The sequence below is a fragment of the Sphingobium jiangsuense genome (assembly GCF_014196495.1).
Lineage (GTDB): Bacteria > Pseudomonadota > Alphaproteobacteria > Sphingomonadales > Sphingomonadaceae > Sphingobium > Sphingobium jiangsuense.
The window spans coordinates 159,281-176,790 of the sequence record NZ_JACIDT010000010.1; the positions used below are offsets into that span (position 1 = coordinate 159,281).

Here is a 17,510-nt window from a genome sequence, read left to right on the forward strand (position 1 = left end):
GAAAGAATGACCGATTCCGATCGACTTATCCGCCGCGCTGAAGCGGCGGCATATCTCCAAGAGCGCTACGGACTACGCACCTCGACGCAAACTCTCGCGCGCCGCGCTGTTGAAGGCACCGGCCCGACGTACCGGCTCGCAGGCCGCACACCGCTATACAGCGTTAGCGACCTTAACGACTGGGCCGCTCAGCAGATTTCCGCGCCCCGTCGCAGCACCAGCGACCGCGCCGCCGCCTAACCCCCAAAGAAATGACCGGCATAGCGGTTGCAGCCGCCAGCCGGTCGAGAAAGGTTGTCAAAATGTCCTCTACCAAAAAATCAAACCTGAGTGAATCCTGCATCGTAAACATACAGACGGGAAAGCCGCTGTCGCCTGAGGCGAACCCTGGCCCGATCTACACCGATCAGAACCCTGCTTTTCGGATCGACGACGGTCTTGACCATATCTTCGGGCCGATCGACCTCGACGCTGCCGGCGAAGCTGAGCGCGGCCAAGTTGCCAAGGCTCGTCACGAACTGGACGAGCGCATCGCCGCATCGCAGGATCGGAAGAACTCAATCTCCGAATATTCCGATGCGGACTGGGCCGCAAGCGGAAGTCGCGTGCGGCCGCCACATGCGGCGGACCTGATCGGCGTTGACCTCAAACCCGGCGAGGCGCTGCTGGTAGTCGTCAAGCGACTGCCAGGCGGAAGATCGAAGCGCTTTCGCGTTGCGGGGCCTGCGCACCTTGTCGAGCGCGCGCTGAACGAAGCGAAGCATCCGCTTTTCGATCCCGCCGAGCACTATTCCCATATGGCGACGATCTCGGGCAGTGGATGGAGGCGGCTTTGACCGGGCGGGGCTCTCTCGCGCTTTGCCATGTGGTGCGGGTGTCGTTTCGGCGACCCCGCCCACATGAGCGCTTCGCCGTTCCCTCAGGTTGCCGCGCGGTGATCGCCATCGCCGCCACGCCGGACGGCCCGGAAGAACAACCTTGGGCCGCCCCCGCACGCCAGGCGAAGGGTGCGCTAAATCCCCGCCGTCGTGATTTTGCGCGAGCGCTAGAGGCGGGCGAGACGCCCGAGGGCTGGCATCGCATTTAACGACCGAAATTTCATGCGCCGCGAGGCGCACTCGCTGCCCGGCTAGGCCCGGATAACGGCGTGGTCGAACCGAGAAACGATCATGACCGCTACTGTTATTGATATTCGCGATCCTGCGCCGCACGACGTCGCCGAGGCCAAAGAGGCCGCCGCGCTCATATTCGGCGGCCGACCCCGCCACCTGTTCCGGATCAACCCGCACGACGGCAAGGACGTCGAAGGCGCATCATTCGCCGCCGACGATGATGCGGGTTTGGCGGCTTGGCTCTCGGGGCCGGCGCATGGGCACAACATCTACTTCGCGCATGGGGAACGAAAGGCGGGAGCGACGCGCCGGACTAAGGCTGATCTGGTCGCGGTTCATTGGTTGCACGCCGACGTCGACCCTCGAAAGGGGGAAGACGTCGACGCCGAGCGTCGCCGCATCCATGCCTTGCTGACAACCAATCTCCCCGATGACGTCTCCCCGCCGTCCATCATCATTGACAGCGGTCGCGGCTATGTCGGCCTCTGGCGGCTTGAAGCCCCCATGTCGAATTTCATGGAAGCCGAGCAGCGCAACGCCTGGCTGCGCGACCGGCTCGGCGGTGATAATGCGCAGGACGCCACGCGGTTGCTGCGAATGCCGGGCTCCGTCAATCATAAGCCCGAGGCGCGCGGGCGTCGTGCCCGGATGCTCGCCCATGAAGTCGACGCGATCTATTCCCCTGATCGGTTCGGCACCGTGCCTGTTGGCGATCGTGGCGGCTCCGATCGAGACGACGCGATCGAGGACAAGGCGATCGGCGGCCCGCTCGATGGGCCCGAGGATGTCGGTCGCGCCGTCGAGCTATGCCTGAAGCACCGACCCGCTGATGGTGGTGGCGAGGGCCGCACGGCCGCGTTCACCCTCGGGAAGTTGCTGAAGGAAGCCGGCCTATCGCACGAGAAGGCACAGGAGACGGCCCTGCTCTACTACGACCCGCGCGGCATCTCCGATCCGCCTTGGCTACGCGAGCGCATCGACAAGGGCTATTTCGAGACGGCGAGCTTGCCGGGCAGCGGCCGGCCAGGCGTGAAAGCTGCTCAGGATTTCGCGGGTGTCGTCGTCGTCGACCCTGTCACTGCATCGACCGCGCCCGCGCCGCCGATCAGTTGGGCCGATGATCCCGAGGCCGACAAGCCGATCGAGTGGCTGCTCAAAGAGCTTTTGCCCCGCACCGGCGTCGCCATCATGTTCGGTGCGGCGAAGAGCGGTAAGAGTTTCCTCGCTTTCGATCTCGCCGCCCGGCTCGGCTGCGGAATGCCGTGGTTCAATGTCCGAACCCCCAAGGAGCCCGTGGGCGTCTTGATGCTGCTCGGCGAAGGCCGGGGCACGGTGCGGACACGCCTCAGCGCCTTTCGCCGCGCAACCGGCTCCGGACATCCGGCGCTGGCGTGGGCGGGCATTTCAGACCTTAAGACGGAAGCAGGTCGAGAGGCGGCACGGCGGATCATCACGGAAACGAAAGCCGGAATGGCGGCTCGGGGCGTTCGCCTCGCGCTCGTCATGCTCGACACGCTCAGCACGACGCTTGGGCTGGAAAGCGAGAACGATTCGAGCGAGGCGGCCCCGGTGCTTAAGGCGCTCGCTGCCATGTCCGAGCAATTCGACGTCGCGCTGCTCGGGCTGCACCACGCAGGCAAGAACGGCCAGGATCGCGGCACGACGGCCTTTCGCGACCAGTGCGATATCATGCTGGAGGTGCAGAAACCCGACGAAGGGCCGCGCAAACTATCCGTGAAGCTGAACCGGAATGGCCGCGAGGATTGGGAGGCGAATTTCGACCTCGACATCGTCACGCTCGGCATCGACGCTGACGGCGACCCGATCACATCATGCACAGTGCGGGCGATCGGCGAGAGCCCCGTCATCCGCGATCAGCGCGAACTGCTGATGATGCAGTTCGAGCCGGCGAACCTCTATGTCTACGGGCACCGTCTCCCGCCCGGTGACCGCATGGGCATGACGCGCGACATGCTCAGGGACAGGTGCAAGCTGGTGTGGGGAGAAATGTCGAAAGACACTCTGCGCAACGCCTTCAACCGCCACGTTCGGGAGCTTCTGAAGTCGAAGCGCCTCGCCGAACTAAGAGACGCGGACGGAATATATCTGGTCGCCGTCCAGCAAGAGAGGGAGGCTGACATTGCGCCCGCTGATCTTTTCTAGCTGGGCACGGGCGGGGCATGGCGGGGCATTGTCGCCGCGACCACCGCGAAATGTCCGGAAATCCGCCGATTTTTTGCGGGGCATGGACTGGTGCGCGCCGGGGCAACAGCTCGAACGGCCCGCCAAGCCTACCCCTATTGCGCCGCCCTTGGGCGCAAGGGGTGGGGCATGGAATGTTTCTCTAGGGGGGGCTTTGCCCCACCCGCCTAACTATACTGAAATTAAAGGATATTCTCGGCCGCCCAAAATGGCGTGCCCCGGTCCATGCCCCGCTTTGGAGAAATGATGATGAGTGCCATTCCCGATCCGGCTTCGGCCTTCGCGCCGGAATATAGCAAAGGTGCTAGTAGCAATAATGCCAGCGACGGCCGCGATCCCGTAAGTGGCAGAAATGCCATAGACGGCCGCGATCCGAAGACGGGCCAATTCCTGAAGGGCGTCAAAGGCGTTGGTGGACGCAAGAAAGGCTCGCGCGCAAAGTTGAGCGAGGAGTTCTTCGCGGCGCTGCATGCCGACTTCCTCGAACACGGGCCGCAGACGATCGCTCAAGTCCGGTTCCGGCATCCCGGCATTTACCTTCAGGTGGTCGCCAAGCTCATGCCGCAGAAGATCGAAATCACTAATCCGCTCGACGAGATTTCGGACGAACTGCTCTCGATCATGCTGGAGCAGGCAGAGCAAATCGCCGCGTCGAAAATGGGCCTGCTGGGTGACGACGCAAAACCTGTCACCGTGATTGACGCCCATCCCGCGCCGCTCCCGGCTCCAGCCGTCACGATCGAGGCTCTGACCGTTCCCCCGTCTCGGAGCCCCAGCCGCGATGCAGCAGCGGCGGCGAGGCGTGCCGATCTAGAGGATCAGGCGGCCGCAGTGCAGCGCCATGAGCCGGTGCTGCCGTCGCAATCTCTCCCGTATCCCGTGGGCCGCGCCGTGCCGCCTTCCGAGCGGGAGGCAGAGCGCCGCAACGTCGCCAAGCTTCATGACGATGGCGACGAGATTGATCCTGCAAGCCTGTTCTGAAGGGGAAGTGCAATGGACGAAGACTACATCGCGATGCGTCTGCTCGACATCGTAGGCGAGGCCGCCAAAGATCATGGCTGGATCGGAGCGTGGAAGCTCCTGCTCACCTGCAACGTGGATGGCTGTCTTGAACTGGCCGCGTGGATCGAGCGCCAGTCGCCTGAATGGCGTGCGGAAACCTGCCTGGCGATGACCGGGCATGAGCTTTATCCCACCGACCTTACGTCTTAATTAAGTATACCTAGGCGAGACGTCTCATGTTGAGCGCTGGGCGACGTATTTTCTAGTCTTAAAAGGTCGATTGACATTTACGAGACAATCAGACAGAAGGGTCTAGAACTAAATGAGACAGGATAGGCACCCCATGCTGATCGGATATGCCCGCGTCTCGTCGACCGGCCAGAGCCTCGACGTGCAACGCACCGCCCTGGCCGATGCCGGCTGCGAAGAGATATTCGAGGAAAAGCGATCGGGACGCACAGCCTCTGATCGTGCCGAGCTTCAGCGCGCCCTCCAGATGCTCCGCAAGGGCGACGCGCTTGTCATCACTCGCCTAGACCGCCTCGCCCGGTCGGTGGGCGATCTGCACCAGCTTGTCGAGCAGGTGACGGCCAAGGGCTCGGGCCTGCGCGTATTGCAGCAGGTGGGCATCGACACGACCACCAGCACGGGCAAGCTCATGCTGGCGATGCTTGCGGCCGTGGCTGAGTTCGAGAACGATATTCGCCGCGAACGCCAGCGCGACGGGATCGAGGCGGCGCGGGAGCGCGGCGTCTACAAGGGCAGGCCGAAGGAGATCGACGTCGATCAGGTGCGCGCATTGAAGGCTGAAGGGCTCGGTGCTGCCGAGATCGCCAGGCGCGTCGGCATCGGCCGCGCCAGCGTCTATCGCGTGCTGGCGCAGTGAAGTTACGGAGCAACTTGCAGACTCAGCAATCCCATTCGGCTCCGTGCGCGTAGCAGGGCTCGCTCGTCTGTCCGGAAACTGCCTTCGGCCACAGGACCGGCCGCATTATCCAGAATGCGGCCATCATCGCCGCACCCGTCAAGCCGATGGCCCATCGTTTCCAGCGTGGAAACATGAACTCCGCACCGAAAAGCGCATAGCCGAGGAGATAGGTGCCAATGATTCCGCCCAATCCGACAGCATAGTCCATTGCAGCCCCCCCATGCGGGGCTACCCGAACGGGGCTAGTGGGGCAATTACTTCCGGGCGCTACCCTGCCGCCTTGCGCAGCGCCTCATTGATCCGCGACTGCCAGCCTGCCCCCGTCGCCTTGAACTTGTCGAGCACGTCGTTGTCGAGCCGGAGCGATACCAGCGTCTTGTTAGACGTAGTGGAGCCCTTCGGCCGGCCGGGTGTGCGCTTGAACGCCTTCAGAAACTCCGGCGGCAACACTTCGCTTCCCTGCCTGGCACGGGCGAAATCCTCCTTCGTCCATTCGGGGTTGTCGTCATCGAAGACGACAGGCTTATTTGCCATAGCGCTTCATCTCCTTCTCGTGGGCGCGGCGAAAGCTGATCGGCCGCAGCACCGTTCCGCGCAGCGTGAAGGCCAGGCAATAGCCTTCGCCCTCGATCCTGCCGAACGCACGATACCGCACCTCACCATAGTCGCTGCGCTCGTCGACGATCACCGCCGCCTCAGGAAGATCGAGCATCCCCGCGTCGGCCAGCGACACGCCATGCTTGGCGATATTCGCTGCGTCCTTCTCGGGATCGAACTCAATCTTCATGTGAATATCATGTAGCTACAAACAATGAGGTGCGCAAGGGTTTGCTGTAGATACAGATAACCCTCGACTCCGTTCAGGATGATAGCTCATCCCGCTCTTGGCTTTTGTTGCCGCCCTGCCTGTCTGCCGTTGCGATACCAGCGCACAAGTTGACCGACGAAAACGCGATTTCCCCTGTTTCGCCCAAGGGGGCGGGGCGGGGGCCGAATGCGCGCTCGATAGGATAGGAAAGAGAGTTCCGACACACAATTGAAGCGCGCAGCCGGAGCGGCCGAGCAGCCCGAAGAGGCATAACTTGTTAGTAGTTTTAACGCGTTAAATCAGTATTTTAGGTGATGTTTTTCCCTTGACGACTGATTTCCATTGATTCACGTTCGCCTCCCAAAAGTAGCGGAGGTCGACATGGGCGGAGTTGTTGCCGTCAGGATTTCAGAGCCGATCCGATCTGCACTCGAACAGGCCGCTAAAGCCGATTTCACCACACCAGCAGCTTTGGCACGCTAGGCGATCGTCACCGAATTGCGCCGGCGTGGCCGCCTTCCCGATCCGAATGCAGGAGAAAAGGCATGAACAAATCGAATGAGCCCGCCGATCTTGAAGCGATCATCGCCGACGAGACGGCGGCGATCGAGGCGTGCCGTGCGCGGCGCGGCGAAGCCCTGGCCGCCGGCCGGATCGACGAGGCCGACGATTGGTCTCGGGAGATCGCGCAGCGGCGCGCGCGGATCGAAGGGCTCGAAGACGCGCTCCGCTCTGCACGAAAGGCGCAGGCCGACGCCGCCACGGCCGAAGAGGCGAAGCAGGCGCAGAAGGACCGCTCCCGGCTCCAGAACCTCGCCCGCAAGGTCCGCAAGCTGGCCGCTGCGGAAGACGAGGCCCTGTCGGCTGTCGTGGCAGCGCGCCGCGCTCTGCTCGAAGCGATCGCGGAGCTTTGGCTTGCGGCGGACGGCCCGACGCAGAGCCGCGAGCTTGGCGACCTTCCAACCACGAAGAACAATCTGCCCCTGATCGCGCTCGAACGTCTCGCGCACGGCGACGTCATGGCCAGCCGTTCGCCGATGCTCGATCGCTCGGCACCCGCCCCAAGCGTGCGGGAGCATCTCGACAAGGTGCTCGATCTGATCGCGCCCGGTCCCGGCCGACCGCCGAAGTCCGGTGGCGAAGACGCGCAGCGGGAGGCGGCATAATGTCCGATTTCACTCCCGCCCCGGCTCCGGCCGCAGCGCCTGCCGCTCCCGCGACGGATATCGGCGCGCTCGTGCAACAGGCGGCCAATCCCGATCTGACGCCGCAGGCCCGCGCCAAGCTCGTCGACGAGATCGAGCGCTATCACCAGAACGGCGCGGCGGCCGCTCCGGGCGGCCAGGGAGACAGCGCCGAAGTGCCCGAAGGCTTCGAGCCTCCGTCTTCCCCGCTGGCCTACACGCTCGAAAACGCGCTCCCGCCGGGTGCCGATATCGTCGATCAGGCCGGGCTCGGCGCGCTGAAGAGCGGCCTGCACGCCATGGGCGTGCCGGCGGAGATCGCGGCCGCCGGCTTCGCGGAGATCGCGCACCTCCACGCGCAAGGCACCTTCGCGAGCGAAGCGGCCTACGATCAGCAGGTGCACCTTTGCCGCAACGCCATGCACAAGGTGCACGGGGAGAACGCGCCCGCCATGATCCGCGATGGCCTGGCCGCCGTCGACGCTGCGGTGCGCGCCGGCCACCTTACCGAATCTGCCGCCGAAGCAATCATCGCCAGCCCAATGGCGCTGTCCAAGGCCGCAGAGTTCCGCCGCTTCGGCGGGAAAGCCCGCAAGTAGCAGAAAGGGAAAAGCCCATGGCCAAGCAATACGATTACGTGCGCGGCAACGATAAAGTTGCCCTCGCGAAGTCCACTGTCGGCGCGATCGGCGGCGGCATTGGCGCTCGCGTCATCATCGACGACACGGTGGTTTCGTCGAAGGAGCAAGCGGCGATCGGGCTCGAAATCGCCATGCAGAAGATCATGGAAGACACGTGGCCGCCGGCATGACGATCGGCGTCACGCTCTATAGCTGGAACGGCCGTCCCGCGCTTGAAAGCCAGGACGGCCAGGTCCGCTACATCGCGTCGCCCGGCACCGATTGGACCGGCGACACGCCCCTAACTGCGGTCACGGTGGCCACCCTGCGGGCTCAAGCCATCACGATCGGCCGCGACGAGTTCGACGCCCGTTTCGCCGGAGCCCCGTGGAACGTGCCCGATCTGGACGGCTGGTTTCAGCGCCGCGATCCGGCCCGCCCCTTTGACAGCTACGCCAAAGCCCGCGCGTGGGCGAATAGATAGGACCGGGAAATACCGGACCGCCCCCGCCCACAACAGCGTTCTCGGCTTCACGGGCCGAGCAACAAGGTTCTAATGCGCCTCTCGGCGTCGACGATTTTTCGAGCCACCGAGCGGCACCGATGTGCAATTAGCAGCGCTGAGCCAATGAAAATGATGATCGGGATCGCCAGATAGAAAAGGAAAATAAACCACACCCCGTCAACGCCCGCATCGGCGTTCTGCCACACCGTGCAGTAAGCAAAATAGGCCACGCTGATCGAAAACAGTAGAAAGACGATGCACAGCAGGCGACGATTCAGATTGTGAAAGCCTATCTCCAGCCCGCTTACCTCTCCGCTTAACCGCCTTACATTTGCGCTTTCGACTGAGCCGAGGCGCGCACTGGATACACCATTTCGTAATGTCGCTACTCGTCGAGAGAGGCCAGCAACACCCGTAGTTGATACCGCTTGAATAACAGCAAGCGCGAGATACAGTCCAATGCCGACGGTTTGGACATTCGCCAACTGGCCGAACGTCAGACCCGCCGCAGGGCTATTCCAAGGTAAGAGATTGAAGCACACGTGAAGATTCCTGCCGCCGCCATCAACAACGTTCTTAGCGCAAGAGGGCTTGGTGCCGCCACCCTCGCGAGCCGGACGGGCGTGTCTCGGGCAGCGCTACAACGCGTTCTGCGCGATGAAGGCGAACTCGACGACGAGGATATCCAAGCCATCGCGGAAGAGTTGGCTGTCCCCGTTCAGGCGCTTTTCGCCCGCGAGACCCTACCGCTTTTCCCTGCCGTAGATTTCCGGTCTGCCAACCCCGGTGTGGGTGAATTCGCCAAAGGAACTTTGCAGGCGATCGGCTTTGTTGAGCGCCTATCAACCACGTTTGGGGCGCTCGGCTTGGACGTCGGGCTTGATCCAAGCGTGAAGGAGTTCAAGACCTCAACCTATTCTCTGAAGGAGGCCGTCGACCTCGCGGCCGAATGGCGCAAGAATTGGGGGATTTCAGACGACGAGCAGCTAGATTGGCAGGACGCCAACAAGCTCTACGTGAGCCTGCGCAGCTATGTTGAAGGGCTAGGGGTTCTCGTCCTTCACCGGCAATTCAAGACAGACGAAGCGGCGGGGATCTACATCCACGTGGATGACGGGCCGCACACGATCGTCATCAACACCACTGGCAGCAGCAAGGCCCGGAAGCTGTTCACCTTAGCGCATGAGTTCGGGCATGTCCTGTTGCGCGCGGAGGGCGCGTCCAATCCATCGGTGCTCAAGAACCGGATCGAGAAATTCTGTAATCGCTTCGCTGCCTGCCTGCTCGCTCCTAAGCGCCTCATCAAAAAAGCGCTCACGCGCTTCGGCTACACGCCGATTGCCGATGACGACTGGATAAGGCTCTTCGCCAAGAAAATCGGGCTCAGCCAGGAAGCGACCTACCTCCGTCTGGTGGAAACCGATTATCTCGACCGATCATCGTACGAGCGGTGGAAAGCCAAATTCAATAACACGAACCACGTTCCCACTGGCGACCAAGGGGATGGCGGAGGCGGCGGAAGCGCAAATCCGATCAGGGACAAGCAGACGCAGTATGGATCGGCGCTGCTCGGCCTGCTTGCCCGCGCCCGTTCGTCAGGCGCGCTGGACGAAATCGACATCTACCGGCTTTGCGGGCTCAAGCCCAAATACCAAGATCAACTGTTCGGGGCCGCTTAGCGGATGGCGGCTCAACCCAAGAGCAAGCCTCAGCCGAAGTGGATCATCGATCTGCACGGCATCAAGGACGCCCTCACCACTCGCAGCAACGCCAAGGCGCAAATCCTCGACGCGATACAGAGCGGCGAGATGCTGGTAATGCGCTCTGTGCAGGATGAACTGAAAAACCTCTACGAGCACCTTTGGGCTGACTTCGTTGCCATCAAGGGCAAGAAGTACGTGGACACAACAGTAGCTGTGTCGGCGGTCGCCGCCCAGCTTCAAGAGGCGCACGGGTCGTCATTGCTCGGCGGCGTTCCTTCCTTTGCTCACTTTGAAGCTGTTGCGCTCGCCCGTACCAAGAAGCTGAAGCTGGTGTCGGCAGGAAAAGGGCTCAGCGACTGCAAGCAAATCGCGAGCAAGTGTGGGCTGCCGGCGACTGACATTATCGACATTTCCGGGGTCTAGCCCCAGGGCACCCCTCGCGCTGCATAGGTGAAAGACCATCTGCGTGACACCGAGCGACGACGACATTGAGCTAAGTGCCAGCGACTTCCGCGAGGCTATCGACCGAGCGGGCCTCGCGCCATGGCGCGCGAAGAATATCATGTTCCCGCGCGGTGCTTGTGGTCACACCTCAGAATTGCTGGCGTACTACCTGCGGCAACGATTCGGCATAGCCCCGGTTCTCGTGTGCCAGGACGCGGGCGGTTTAGGCGGCTGGCATGGCGGCCATGCCTGGCTGGAGTGGAACGGGTTGACGATTGACGTAACGGGCGATCAGTTCGGGTGGACCCCCGTCATCGTAACACGCGCCCCGGAATTCCACGGCCAGGGCGTCGATCAGAATCGCGGCCCGGCTTTGGCCGATATGCGCTGGTGGGCGCTCGAATGCGGCAGTTTATGGGCTTCGATCGCACCATTTCTGCCGATCCAGCATAGCCAGGCGCAATGACGCCAGCGGCCATATGGGTGTGAATGATCCGGTGGCGACCCCGTGGCGACCCAGGCCTTTTGAGCCGTTATGGAAAACCGTCTAAGTCATTGAAAAAGTTGGTCGGGGAGACAGGATTCGAACCTGCGACCCTCTGCTCCCAAAGCAGATGCGCTACCAGACTGCGCTACTCCCCGAATGTGGTGGGCCCGGCAGGACTCGAACCCGCAACCTAGCCGTTATGAGCGGCCAGCTCTAACCAATTGAGCTACAGGCCCCACCTTCCGCGCGGATAGCCAGCATTGTCCGGCTTGGCAAGCATATTGGAGGACTATTTGCGGTCCGCTCCACCTTCGCTGCCCGCCCCCAAACACTCCCGCCCGCCAACGATCAATGCGGCTGGCGGTGGTGGTGGCGGAAGCGCAACGGGGGCATGCCGGCGTGGCGCTGGAAGAAGCGCGAAAAATAGGCCGGATCGTTGAAGCCGATGGAATAGCCGATCTGCGCCACCGTCATGTCGGTGTACAGCAGCGCCCGCCGCGCCTCCAGCAACGCGCGCTCGTCCAGGATCGCGGCGGGGGACTTGCGCGCTATGCGGGTGCAGGCCGCGCGCAGGCTGCTCTCGCTGACGTGCAGCGCCTCGGCATGGTCGCTCACCTTTTCCCTGAGGTGGAAGCGCGCCTCCACCCGTTCGCGGTAGCGGGCGACCAGCGCCGCCGCGGCGGACGGTTCCATGGCGAGATGCGCCTCCTGCAGGCTGACGGCGCGCAGGCTGAGCACCAGCAGCTGCAGGATCGTCGCATCGACGATCGCGCCATGCCCCTTGACCGACCAGCCCAGCTCCCGCTTCAGCGTGGCCATATGCTCCTCCACCGCGTCGGCCTCATGCTCTTCCAACTGGAGCAGGCGGGGCTGCGCCATCTGCCCCGCAAGGTCGGCATGGCGGCGGGTGAGGGCGTCGAAATAGCCGCGCGCCATCGTCGCCACCCAGCCGGTCGATTCATGATGCCAGTCAAACCCGTGCACCACCGTCGCGGGCACGAGCATCATCACCGGGCAGACGAAGGGCAGGCGCTGGTCCTCCACCCGCATGACGCCGCCGCCCTCGCGGATCAGGAAGCAATGGTGCAGGTCGGCATGGGCATGCGGTTGAATCGTCCATTCGCTCGGCCGCGACCGGTCGTCAAGCTGCTCGGCGTGTACGAAGTCGTCCCACACGGCCTGATGCGGCTCGCCATAGAGATAGAAGGACGGGACGAGGACGGAGGCCATCCCATATCCTCTACAGCATATTGTTGAATCGTCCAATAAATTGCGCAGTTCTCCTATGGAGGACAGGCGCGCTTTCGCGACAATGGGGCGTAGGCAGCGGCGTTCCCCGCCGCCCGTTTAGGGAGTCCTGAAAGATGAAGACACAGGTTGCCATCATTGGCGCCGGCCCGGCCGGCATGTTCCTCGCCCATATGCTGCGCACCGAAGGCATCGATTCCGTGGTGCTGGAACGGCGCGACCGCGACTATGTCGAGGGGCGCGTGCGCGCCGGCGTGCTGGAGCAGATCGCGGTCGACGTGATGCGCAAGCTCGGCCTTGCCGACCGGCTGGACCGCGAAGGGCTGGTCCATGGCGGCACCAACCTGTCGCTCGACGGCGAGATCTTCCATATCGACATGGAAAAGCTGACCGGCGGGTCGACCGTCACCGTCTACGGCCAGCAGGAAGTGATGTTCGATCTGTTCGAGGCGGCGGGGCCGCGCGGCGTGAACATTGTCTGGAACGCCGACAATGTCTCGCTGCACGGGCTGGACAGCGACAAGCCCAGCGTCCGCTGGACGGAGGAGGGCGCGCAAAAGGAACTGCAATGCGACTTCGTCGTCGGCTGCGACGGCTTCCACGGCGTCAGCCGCCAGTCCATCCCCGACACGGTGCTGCGCAATTTCGAGCGGGTCTATCCGTTCGGCTGGCTCGGCATCCTCGCCGACGTGCCGCCGTGCAATGACGAGCTGATCTACGCCAATCATGAGCGTGGCTTCGCGCTCGCCTCGATGCGCTCGCCTACGCGCAGCCGCTATTATATCCAGTGCGCGCTGGACGACAGGCTGGAGGATTGGTCGGACGATCGCGTGTGGGACGAAGTCTGCCTGCGCCTCGGCCCCACGGCGGCGGCGAAGGTGGTGCGCGGGCCGAGCTTCGAGAAGAGCATCGCGCCGCTGCGCTCCTTCGTGGCGGAGCCGATGCGCTGGGGCCGTCTGTTCCTGGCCGGAGACGCCGCGCATATCGTGCCGCCGACCGGCGCTAAGGGCCTGAACCTCGCCGTTTCCGACGTGACCTATCTCAGCGAGGCGCTGGTCGAGCATTATAGGGAGCGTTCGGCGGCGGGGCTGGACAATTATTCGGCCCGTGCGCTGGCCCGCGTATGGAAGGCGGAGCGCTTCTCCTGGTGGTTCACCTCGATCACCCACCGCTTCCCCAATATGGACGGCTTCGACCGGCGCATCCAGATGGCGGAGCTGGACTATATTCGCGGTTCCGAAAACGCGCAGCGCGTGCTGGCCGAAAATTATGTGGGCCTGCCGCTGGACTAAGCGGCTCCAGACCGCCCCGTTTCCTGCCGATCCGGCGGGAGGCGGGGTGCCGAAGGTCCTTCGGGAGCTCAGGAAAACAGGCCGGGGGAGCAGAAAATTCCGCTTCCCGGCCTTTTATATTTGATATTGAGACTAATTCTCATTAATTCGGATTGGGCATGCAGTCAGCGATTCGCACTCCTTCGGAAAGATGGCTGCTGTATGCGACCCCGTTCTCCTCTCTGGCCAGGGCCGGTTCGTCCGGTCCTGGCTTCTTTTTGCGGGGGATATGCTTTGCGACAGGTGTGTCGAGGATCAGGTTGGGGTGGAGAGCGGACTTCCGCCTTTGCCGTCACCCCAGCGAAGGCTGGGGTCGCAGGCCATGCTGCGCGCCGCCTCGTGAGATGCCAGCCTTCGCTGGCATGACGGGATAGGAATGGCAAGGATTGGCCGAAAGCAGACGCCCGGATGCGCTACCGGCTGCGGTTCGGGGAAAGGCGCGGGTCGCCTTCCGCCTGCCGCTTGTCCCGCCGCAGCAGCGCGGTGACCAGTCGCTTTCCCGGCAGTTCGACCAGATGATAGAGCGCGCTCGACACGGCCAGCGTCAGCAGCAGGAACAGGCCGATCTTCCACGGCGCGACATGGGCCGCATCGGTGACCAGCGCGATCTTGAACCAGGTAAACAGCATGTAATGGGAAAGATAGGTCGCATAGCTGATCTCGCCCAGATAGCGCAACGCCTGCATCGGCGGGGAAGGGCGGTGCCCGTTCGCCTCGGCGCGGCGCGCATAGTCTGCCAGCAGGAAGATGAGCGCGGCCGCCATCGCCGGGAACGCCCATAGCTCCGCCCGTGGATTCAGATACCAGAGCAGCGCCGCGCCGCCGAAGATCGCGGCGGCGACGGTGAGCGGCCCGGTATGCCGCGCGGTCCCGGATTGCAGCCAGAGCGCGCACAGCATCGAGCCCGTCACGAATTCGAACAGGCAGCGGACAAGGCCGTAGCGGACGATATGCTGGCCGAGATTGTCCAGCCCGGCCGCGTAAAGCCACAGCCCCATGGCCGCGATGAGGATCGCCATGCCCGCGAGCAGCGCGGCGCGCGGCGCGCGGGCGATCGGCGTCGCCAGGATGAGCAGCGGGAAGAGCAGATAGGCGGCCATTTCCGTGCTGATCGACCAGGCCGGGTGGTTCCAGCTCAGCGCGTCGGTGAAGCCCCAATTCTGCATCATCGCGATATGCAGCGGCAATTCGGCCCAGGGGTAGCCGGGCGCCGCCCGCCCGCTTAGCGCCAGCAGCGCGGCAAAGGCGATGGTGAGCAGCAGCATCACCGCGTAGAGCGGATAGATGCGCGCGAGCCTGCGGCAGAGGAACGGCCTTATCCCCGCCGCCCCCTGATCCAGCATCGCGCGATGGGACGAGAAATAGATGACGAAGCCCGACAGCAGGAAGAAGAAGTCGACCGCCAGATAGCCCTTGGCGAAGACCGCCCGCACACCGTCGGGCAGCCAGGGCATGGTGCCCCGGATGTGGTAGAACACCACCAGCCACGCCGCGATGCCGCGCGCGCTGGTGAGGGCGTGCAGATAGGTGGTGGCGGGCTTCCCCGTCATGCCGCCGCCTCGCCCTGGCGCGAGGACGGACCGGCCGCGCCCGCGCCGGGGAACAGCGTGGTTTCCCCCTGCTGCTTCTCCACGCGCGCGAGATAGGTCGCCAGCCCGATCTGCAGCGCGATCAGCATGAAGACGAAGGGCTGATAGGCGACGCCGATGAAGGCCGCGCCCAGCAGGTAGACGATGTGCCCCTGCTGCAGCGCCAGCGCGAGCGGGGAGATCCACGCCCGCTCGGGGTCATCCGCATCGCCCTTGTAGCGCCGGTAGATGCGGTGGATGGTGGTCAGCGAGAGGATGTGGATCAGCGCCCACATCAGGAAACCCGGATAGCCCTGTTCGCCCAGCACCTCGAAATAGGCGCTGTGATAGGCGCGGCCTTCCTCGGTGATCCTGCTGCGCACCATGCGCGCGGCATCGCCGGTGCCCTGCACCTCGTTGATGTAATAGGTGAACTTGTTGGACCTGTAGGCATCGAAACCGCCCCCCGCCGGGTGGGTTTTCACATAATCCCATGTCCATTTCCAGACCTGAACGCGGGTCGAGGCGCTCTGATCACCCTGATAGTTGCGGATCGTGCCCATGCGCTCGGTGAAGGCGGAGGGCAGGAAGGGGACGGAGACGAGCGCCAGCCCGGCGATGACCGTGCCGATCATCAGCCGCCGCTCGCTGCGCCAGAGCACCAGCAGGCCGAGCAGGATGATGCACAGGAGGCCGGTGCGGGTCGAGGTGCCGATCGGGATCAGCAGGCACGCGCCCGCCAGCGCGATGCCGTAGAGGCGCACCCGCCAGTCGGGCCGGAAGACGGTGCCGTGCCGCGCCAGCCAGAAGATCAGCGGGATGATCGCGATGGCGACGGTGGAGATGGTCGATCCCTCGTAAAGGCCGCTGTTGTTGTCCACCATCAGGTTGAGTTCGCCATAGCCGCCGCCCGACAGCACCGTCTTGATCCCGCCGGTGACGACGATCGCGCTTGCGCACAGGATCATCACCAGAATCAGCGCCTCTATCCGCAGCCGTGTGCGCAGCGTCAGCGGCAGGAAGATCGCGAAGATCAGCGATTTCCACACCCAGGACCATTTATGCGCGGCGTCGATCGGGAAATCCGCGTGCATCGTCGTCCACGCGCACCAGCCCAGCAGCATCACCATCAGCGCCTGCCGCCAGGAAAAGCGGCTGTCCCGCTTGTCGTCGGCGATCAGCCAGCCGCCGAACGCGAACAGGAAGGCAATGGCCGAAATCGGTATGCTGTTCAGCAATATATAGGTCAGCCGCTGCGGCGAGACGATGTCGATATAGCAATAGGCCAGCACGAACAGGAACGGGCGCTTGAACGCCATCGCGAACAGGCAGGCCAGAAAGGCGAGGAAGAACAGGTCACGCATCGGGGAAGATCGTCCTTCCCCCGGCGGTGGAATCGGGATCGGGCGCCGCATCCTCATCGTCGAGGTCCGGGCGTGCCAGCAGCCGCCAGAAGGCGACGAGCAGCAGCCCGTGACTGAGCAAGATGGAGAAGGTGTCGATCATCCCTGTTCCCATGGCCTTAGTGGCCTGACTATATCCCGGCCGGGGACGATGGCCCCCCGCTTTCTCCTATGGCATAGCGTGCAGCGGTTGACGTGGCGTTAAGAAAGAATGGCGGAAATCTGCCATATTTCCGAATTCCTCCGAAAAACCCGACCGAAACATATCAAATAGATAGCGCGGTGCCGGAAAACTTTTCCACCGCCATTTCAGGAGGGCGGTGATGGGCTGGGAACCGATCGAGACAAAGCCGCGATATGGTGATGGCTGCTATCTCGCATGGTGCCCAGATGCAGGAGATGGATATGGCGCGTGGCTCGTCGTTCATACTCCGCGCAAGAGAACACGCAGTGATCCGACCGTCACAACCATAATCACTGGACGGAACTTCAAAGCCTCTCACTGGATGCCTCTGCCCGCGCCTCCATCGGACACCCCCGCATGACGCCCCGCGACGTGAAGCCGCCAGAGGAACAGCGCGCGTTCCTGCTCTACTATGCCCGTGTGAGGATAGCTCAGGCCCGTTCACGCCGGTGCAGCCGTTGGAAGGCATGGCACCTCGAATGCGCCGCCAGAGCAAGGCGTGAGGCGATGACTATCCAGCCCGCCGCCAAGCAGATGGAGATGTTTTGATGACCAGCCCGCGAGCACGAAGAGGCCGGACATATGCCAGCGAACGATACCCGTGGAGCTATCGATCATGGGCGGAGGAAACGCCGGGTGGAGGCATGGCTTTCTGGGGTGAAAGCAACCCGCACTATCCGAAAGATATGCGCATGATCGCGCGAAGGAGGATGCTATGACCCCCGACCTGATCGAGAAGATGGCGCGGGCGATTAGCTACCGAGACATCGGTTTGCACTGG

22 protein-coding genes and 2 tRNA genes are annotated in these 17,510 nt (G+C 63.4%); 14 read left to right on the forward strand and 10 right to left on the reverse strand.

The window, feature by feature from the left end:
- Window positions 1–6 precede the first annotated feature (6 nt).
- The 6 genes from GGR43_RS14700 (at window position 7) to GGR43_RS14725 (ending at window position 5,202) form a co-directional block, all read left to right on the forward strand.
- Complete coding sequence (locus tag GGR43_RS14700; protein ID WP_188072738.1) at window positions 7–240, forward strand: hypothetical protein; 234 nt, start codon at window positions 7–9, stop codon at window positions 238–240.
- Window positions 241–302: 62 nt separating this feature from the next.
- Window positions 303–836 (forward strand): Rossmann-fold NAD(P)-binding domain-containing protein, encoded by a 534-nt coding sequence (locus GGR43_RS14705; RefSeq protein WP_223177466.1) that lies wholly within the window; start codon window positions 303–305, stop codon window positions 834–836.
- Between the two features lie 333 nt (window positions 837–1,169).
- Window positions 1,170–3,275, forward strand: coding sequence for an AAA family ATPase (locus GGR43_RS14710; RefSeq protein ID WP_188072740.1), 2,106 nt, complete (start codon window positions 1,170–1,172; stop codon window positions 3,273–3,275).
- 282 nt (window positions 3,276–3,557) lie between these two features.
- Window positions 3,558–4,295 (forward strand): hypothetical protein, encoded by a 738-nt coding sequence (locus tag GGR43_RS14715; protein ID WP_188072741.1) that lies wholly within the window; start codon window positions 3,558–3,560, stop codon window positions 4,293–4,295.
- Window positions 4,296–4,307: 12 nt separating this feature from the next.
- A complete protein-coding gene (locus GGR43_RS14720) occupies window positions 4,308–4,526 on the forward strand; it encodes a hypothetical protein (protein ID WP_188072742.1) in 219 nt (72 codons plus the stop codon).
- A 133-nt stretch (window positions 4,527–4,659) separates the two neighbouring features.
- Complete coding sequence (locus tag GGR43_RS14725) at window positions 4,660–5,202, forward strand: recombinase family protein (RefSeq protein ID WP_188072743.1); 543 nt, start codon at window positions 4,660–4,662, stop codon at window positions 5,200–5,202.
- A 22-nt stretch (window positions 5,203–5,224) separates the two neighbouring features.
- On the opposite strand, the gene GGR43_RS14730 is transcribed toward GGR43_RS14725, so the two are convergent.
- The 3 genes from GGR43_RS14730 to GGR43_RS14740 are packed head-to-tail and all read right to left on the reverse strand — an operon-like array spanning window position 5,225 to window position 6,031.
- On the reverse strand, window positions 5,225–5,452 hold the full coding sequence (locus GGR43_RS14730) for a hypothetical protein (protein WP_188072744.1): 228 nt from the start codon (window positions 5,450–5,452) through the stop codon (window positions 5,225–5,227).
- A gap of 59 nt (window positions 5,453–5,511) precedes the next feature.
- Window positions 5,512–5,778 (reverse strand): BrnA antitoxin family protein, encoded by a 267-nt coding sequence (locus GGR43_RS14735; RefSeq protein WP_188072745.1) that lies wholly within the window; start codon window positions 5,776–5,778, stop codon window positions 5,512–5,514.
- Entirely contained in the window at window positions 5,768–6,031 is a 264-nt protein-coding gene (locus GGR43_RS14740) for a BrnT family toxin (protein WP_188072746.1), read from the reverse strand. The genes GGR43_RS14735 and GGR43_RS14740 overlap by 11 nt, the downstream gene beginning before the upstream one ends.
- Before the next feature lie 566 nt (window positions 6,032–6,597).
- Between GGR43_RS14740 and GGR43_RS14745 the strand changes: the two genes are divergently transcribed.
- The 4 genes from GGR43_RS14745 to GGR43_RS14760 are packed head-to-tail and all read left to right on the forward strand — an operon-like array spanning window position 6,598 to window position 8,340.
- The gene (locus GGR43_RS14745) at window positions 6,598–7,218 is read left to right on the forward strand and encodes a hypothetical protein (protein WP_188072747.1); all 621 of its coding nucleotides are present in this window, start codon (window positions 6,598–6,600) and stop codon (window positions 7,216–7,218) included.
- Complete coding sequence (locus tag GGR43_RS14750) at window positions 7,218–7,835, forward strand: hypothetical protein (RefSeq protein ID WP_188072748.1); 618 nt, start codon at window positions 7,218–7,220, stop codon at window positions 7,833–7,835. The genes GGR43_RS14745 and GGR43_RS14750 overlap by 1 nt, the downstream gene beginning before the upstream one ends.
- Window positions 7,836–7,852: 17 nt before the next feature.
- Complete coding sequence (locus GGR43_RS14755; protein WP_188072749.1) at window positions 7,853–8,047, forward strand: hypothetical protein; 195 nt, start codon at window positions 7,853–7,855, stop codon at window positions 8,045–8,047.
- The gene (locus tag GGR43_RS14760; RefSeq protein ID WP_188072750.1) at window positions 8,044–8,340 is read left to right on the forward strand and encodes a hypothetical protein; all 297 of its coding nucleotides are present in this window, start codon (window positions 8,044–8,046) and stop codon (window positions 8,338–8,340) included. The genes GGR43_RS14755 and GGR43_RS14760 overlap by 4 nt, the downstream gene beginning before the upstream one ends.
- Before the next feature lie 47 nt (window positions 8,341–8,387).
- Here GGR43_RS14760 and GGR43_RS14765 read toward each other — a convergent pair whose 3' ends face one another.
- The gene (locus GGR43_RS14765; RefSeq protein WP_188072751.1) at window positions 8,388–8,903 is read right to left on the reverse strand and encodes a hypothetical protein; all 516 of its coding nucleotides are present in this window, start codon (window positions 8,901–8,903) and stop codon (window positions 8,388–8,390) included.
- On the opposite strand from GGR43_RS14765, the gene GGR43_RS14770 reads away from it, so the two are divergent.
- From GGR43_RS14770 to GGR43_RS14780, 3 genes are read left to right on the forward strand one after another with little or no spacing between them, the layout of a single operon-like run.
- Entirely contained in the window at window positions 8,904–10,040 is a 1,137-nt protein-coding gene (locus tag GGR43_RS14770; RefSeq protein WP_188072752.1) for a helix-turn-helix domain-containing protein, read from the forward strand.
- A gap of 3 nt (window positions 10,041–10,043) precedes the next feature.
- Window positions 10,044–10,487: a hypothetical protein gene (locus GGR43_RS14775; protein WP_188072753.1), complete on the forward strand. Its 444-nt coding sequence runs from the start codon at window positions 10,044–10,046 to the stop codon at window positions 10,485–10,487.
- A gap of 43 nt (window positions 10,488–10,530) precedes the next feature.
- Window positions 10,531–10,974 carry a hypothetical protein gene (locus GGR43_RS14780; RefSeq protein ID WP_188072754.1) on the forward strand — a complete coding sequence of 148 codons (444 nt, stop codon included), beginning with the start codon at window positions 10,531–10,533 and terminating at the stop codon, window positions 10,972–10,974.
- Between the two features lie 99 nt (window positions 10,975–11,073).
- On the opposite strand, the gene GGR43_RS14785 is transcribed toward GGR43_RS14780, so the two are convergent.
- The 3 genes from GGR43_RS14785 to GGR43_RS14795 all read right to left on the reverse strand — a co-directional run bounded on the left by GGR43_RS14785 (window position 11,074) and on the right by GGR43_RS14795 (window position 12,225).
- Window positions 11,074–11,150, reverse strand: a tRNA-Pro gene (locus tag GGR43_RS14785).
- Between the two features lie 4 nt (window positions 11,151–11,154).
- Window positions 11,155–11,231, reverse strand: a tRNA-Ile gene (locus GGR43_RS14790).
- 112 nt (window positions 11,232–11,343) lie between these two features.
- Window positions 11,344–12,225, reverse strand: coding sequence for a helix-turn-helix domain-containing protein (locus GGR43_RS14795; protein ID WP_188072755.1), 882 nt, complete (start codon window positions 12,223–12,225; stop codon window positions 11,344–11,346).
- Between the two features lie 134 nt (window positions 12,226–12,359).
- Here GGR43_RS14795 and pobA point away from each other — a divergent pair, with 134 nt between their 5' ends.
- Window positions 12,360–13,535: a 4-hydroxybenzoate 3-monooxygenase gene (pobA, locus tag GGR43_RS14800; RefSeq protein WP_188072756.1), complete on the forward strand. Its 1,176-nt coding sequence runs from the start codon at window positions 12,360–12,362 to the stop codon at window positions 13,533–13,535.
- Between the two features lie 452 nt (window positions 13,536–13,987).
- Here pobA and GGR43_RS14805 read toward each other — a convergent pair whose 3' ends face one another.
- The 3 genes from GGR43_RS14805 to GGR43_RS14815 are packed head-to-tail and all read right to left on the reverse strand — an operon-like array spanning window position 13,988 to window position 16,648.
- Window positions 13,988–15,124, reverse strand: a complete 1,137-nt coding sequence (locus tag GGR43_RS14805) for an acyltransferase family protein (protein WP_188072757.1) — start codon at window positions 15,122–15,124, stop codon at window positions 13,988–13,990.
- Window positions 15,121–16,506, reverse strand: coding sequence for a putative O-glycosylation ligase, exosortase A system-associated (locus GGR43_RS14810; RefSeq protein WP_188072758.1), 1,386 nt, complete (start codon window positions 16,504–16,506; stop codon window positions 15,121–15,123). The genes GGR43_RS14805 and GGR43_RS14810 overlap by 4 nt, the downstream gene beginning before the upstream one ends.
- A complete protein-coding gene (locus tag GGR43_RS14815) occupies window positions 16,499–16,648 on the reverse strand; it encodes a hypothetical protein (protein WP_188072759.1) in 150 nt (49 codons plus the stop codon). The genes GGR43_RS14810 and GGR43_RS14815 overlap by 8 nt, the downstream gene beginning before the upstream one ends.
- Window positions 16,649–17,510: the final 862 nt, after the last annotated feature.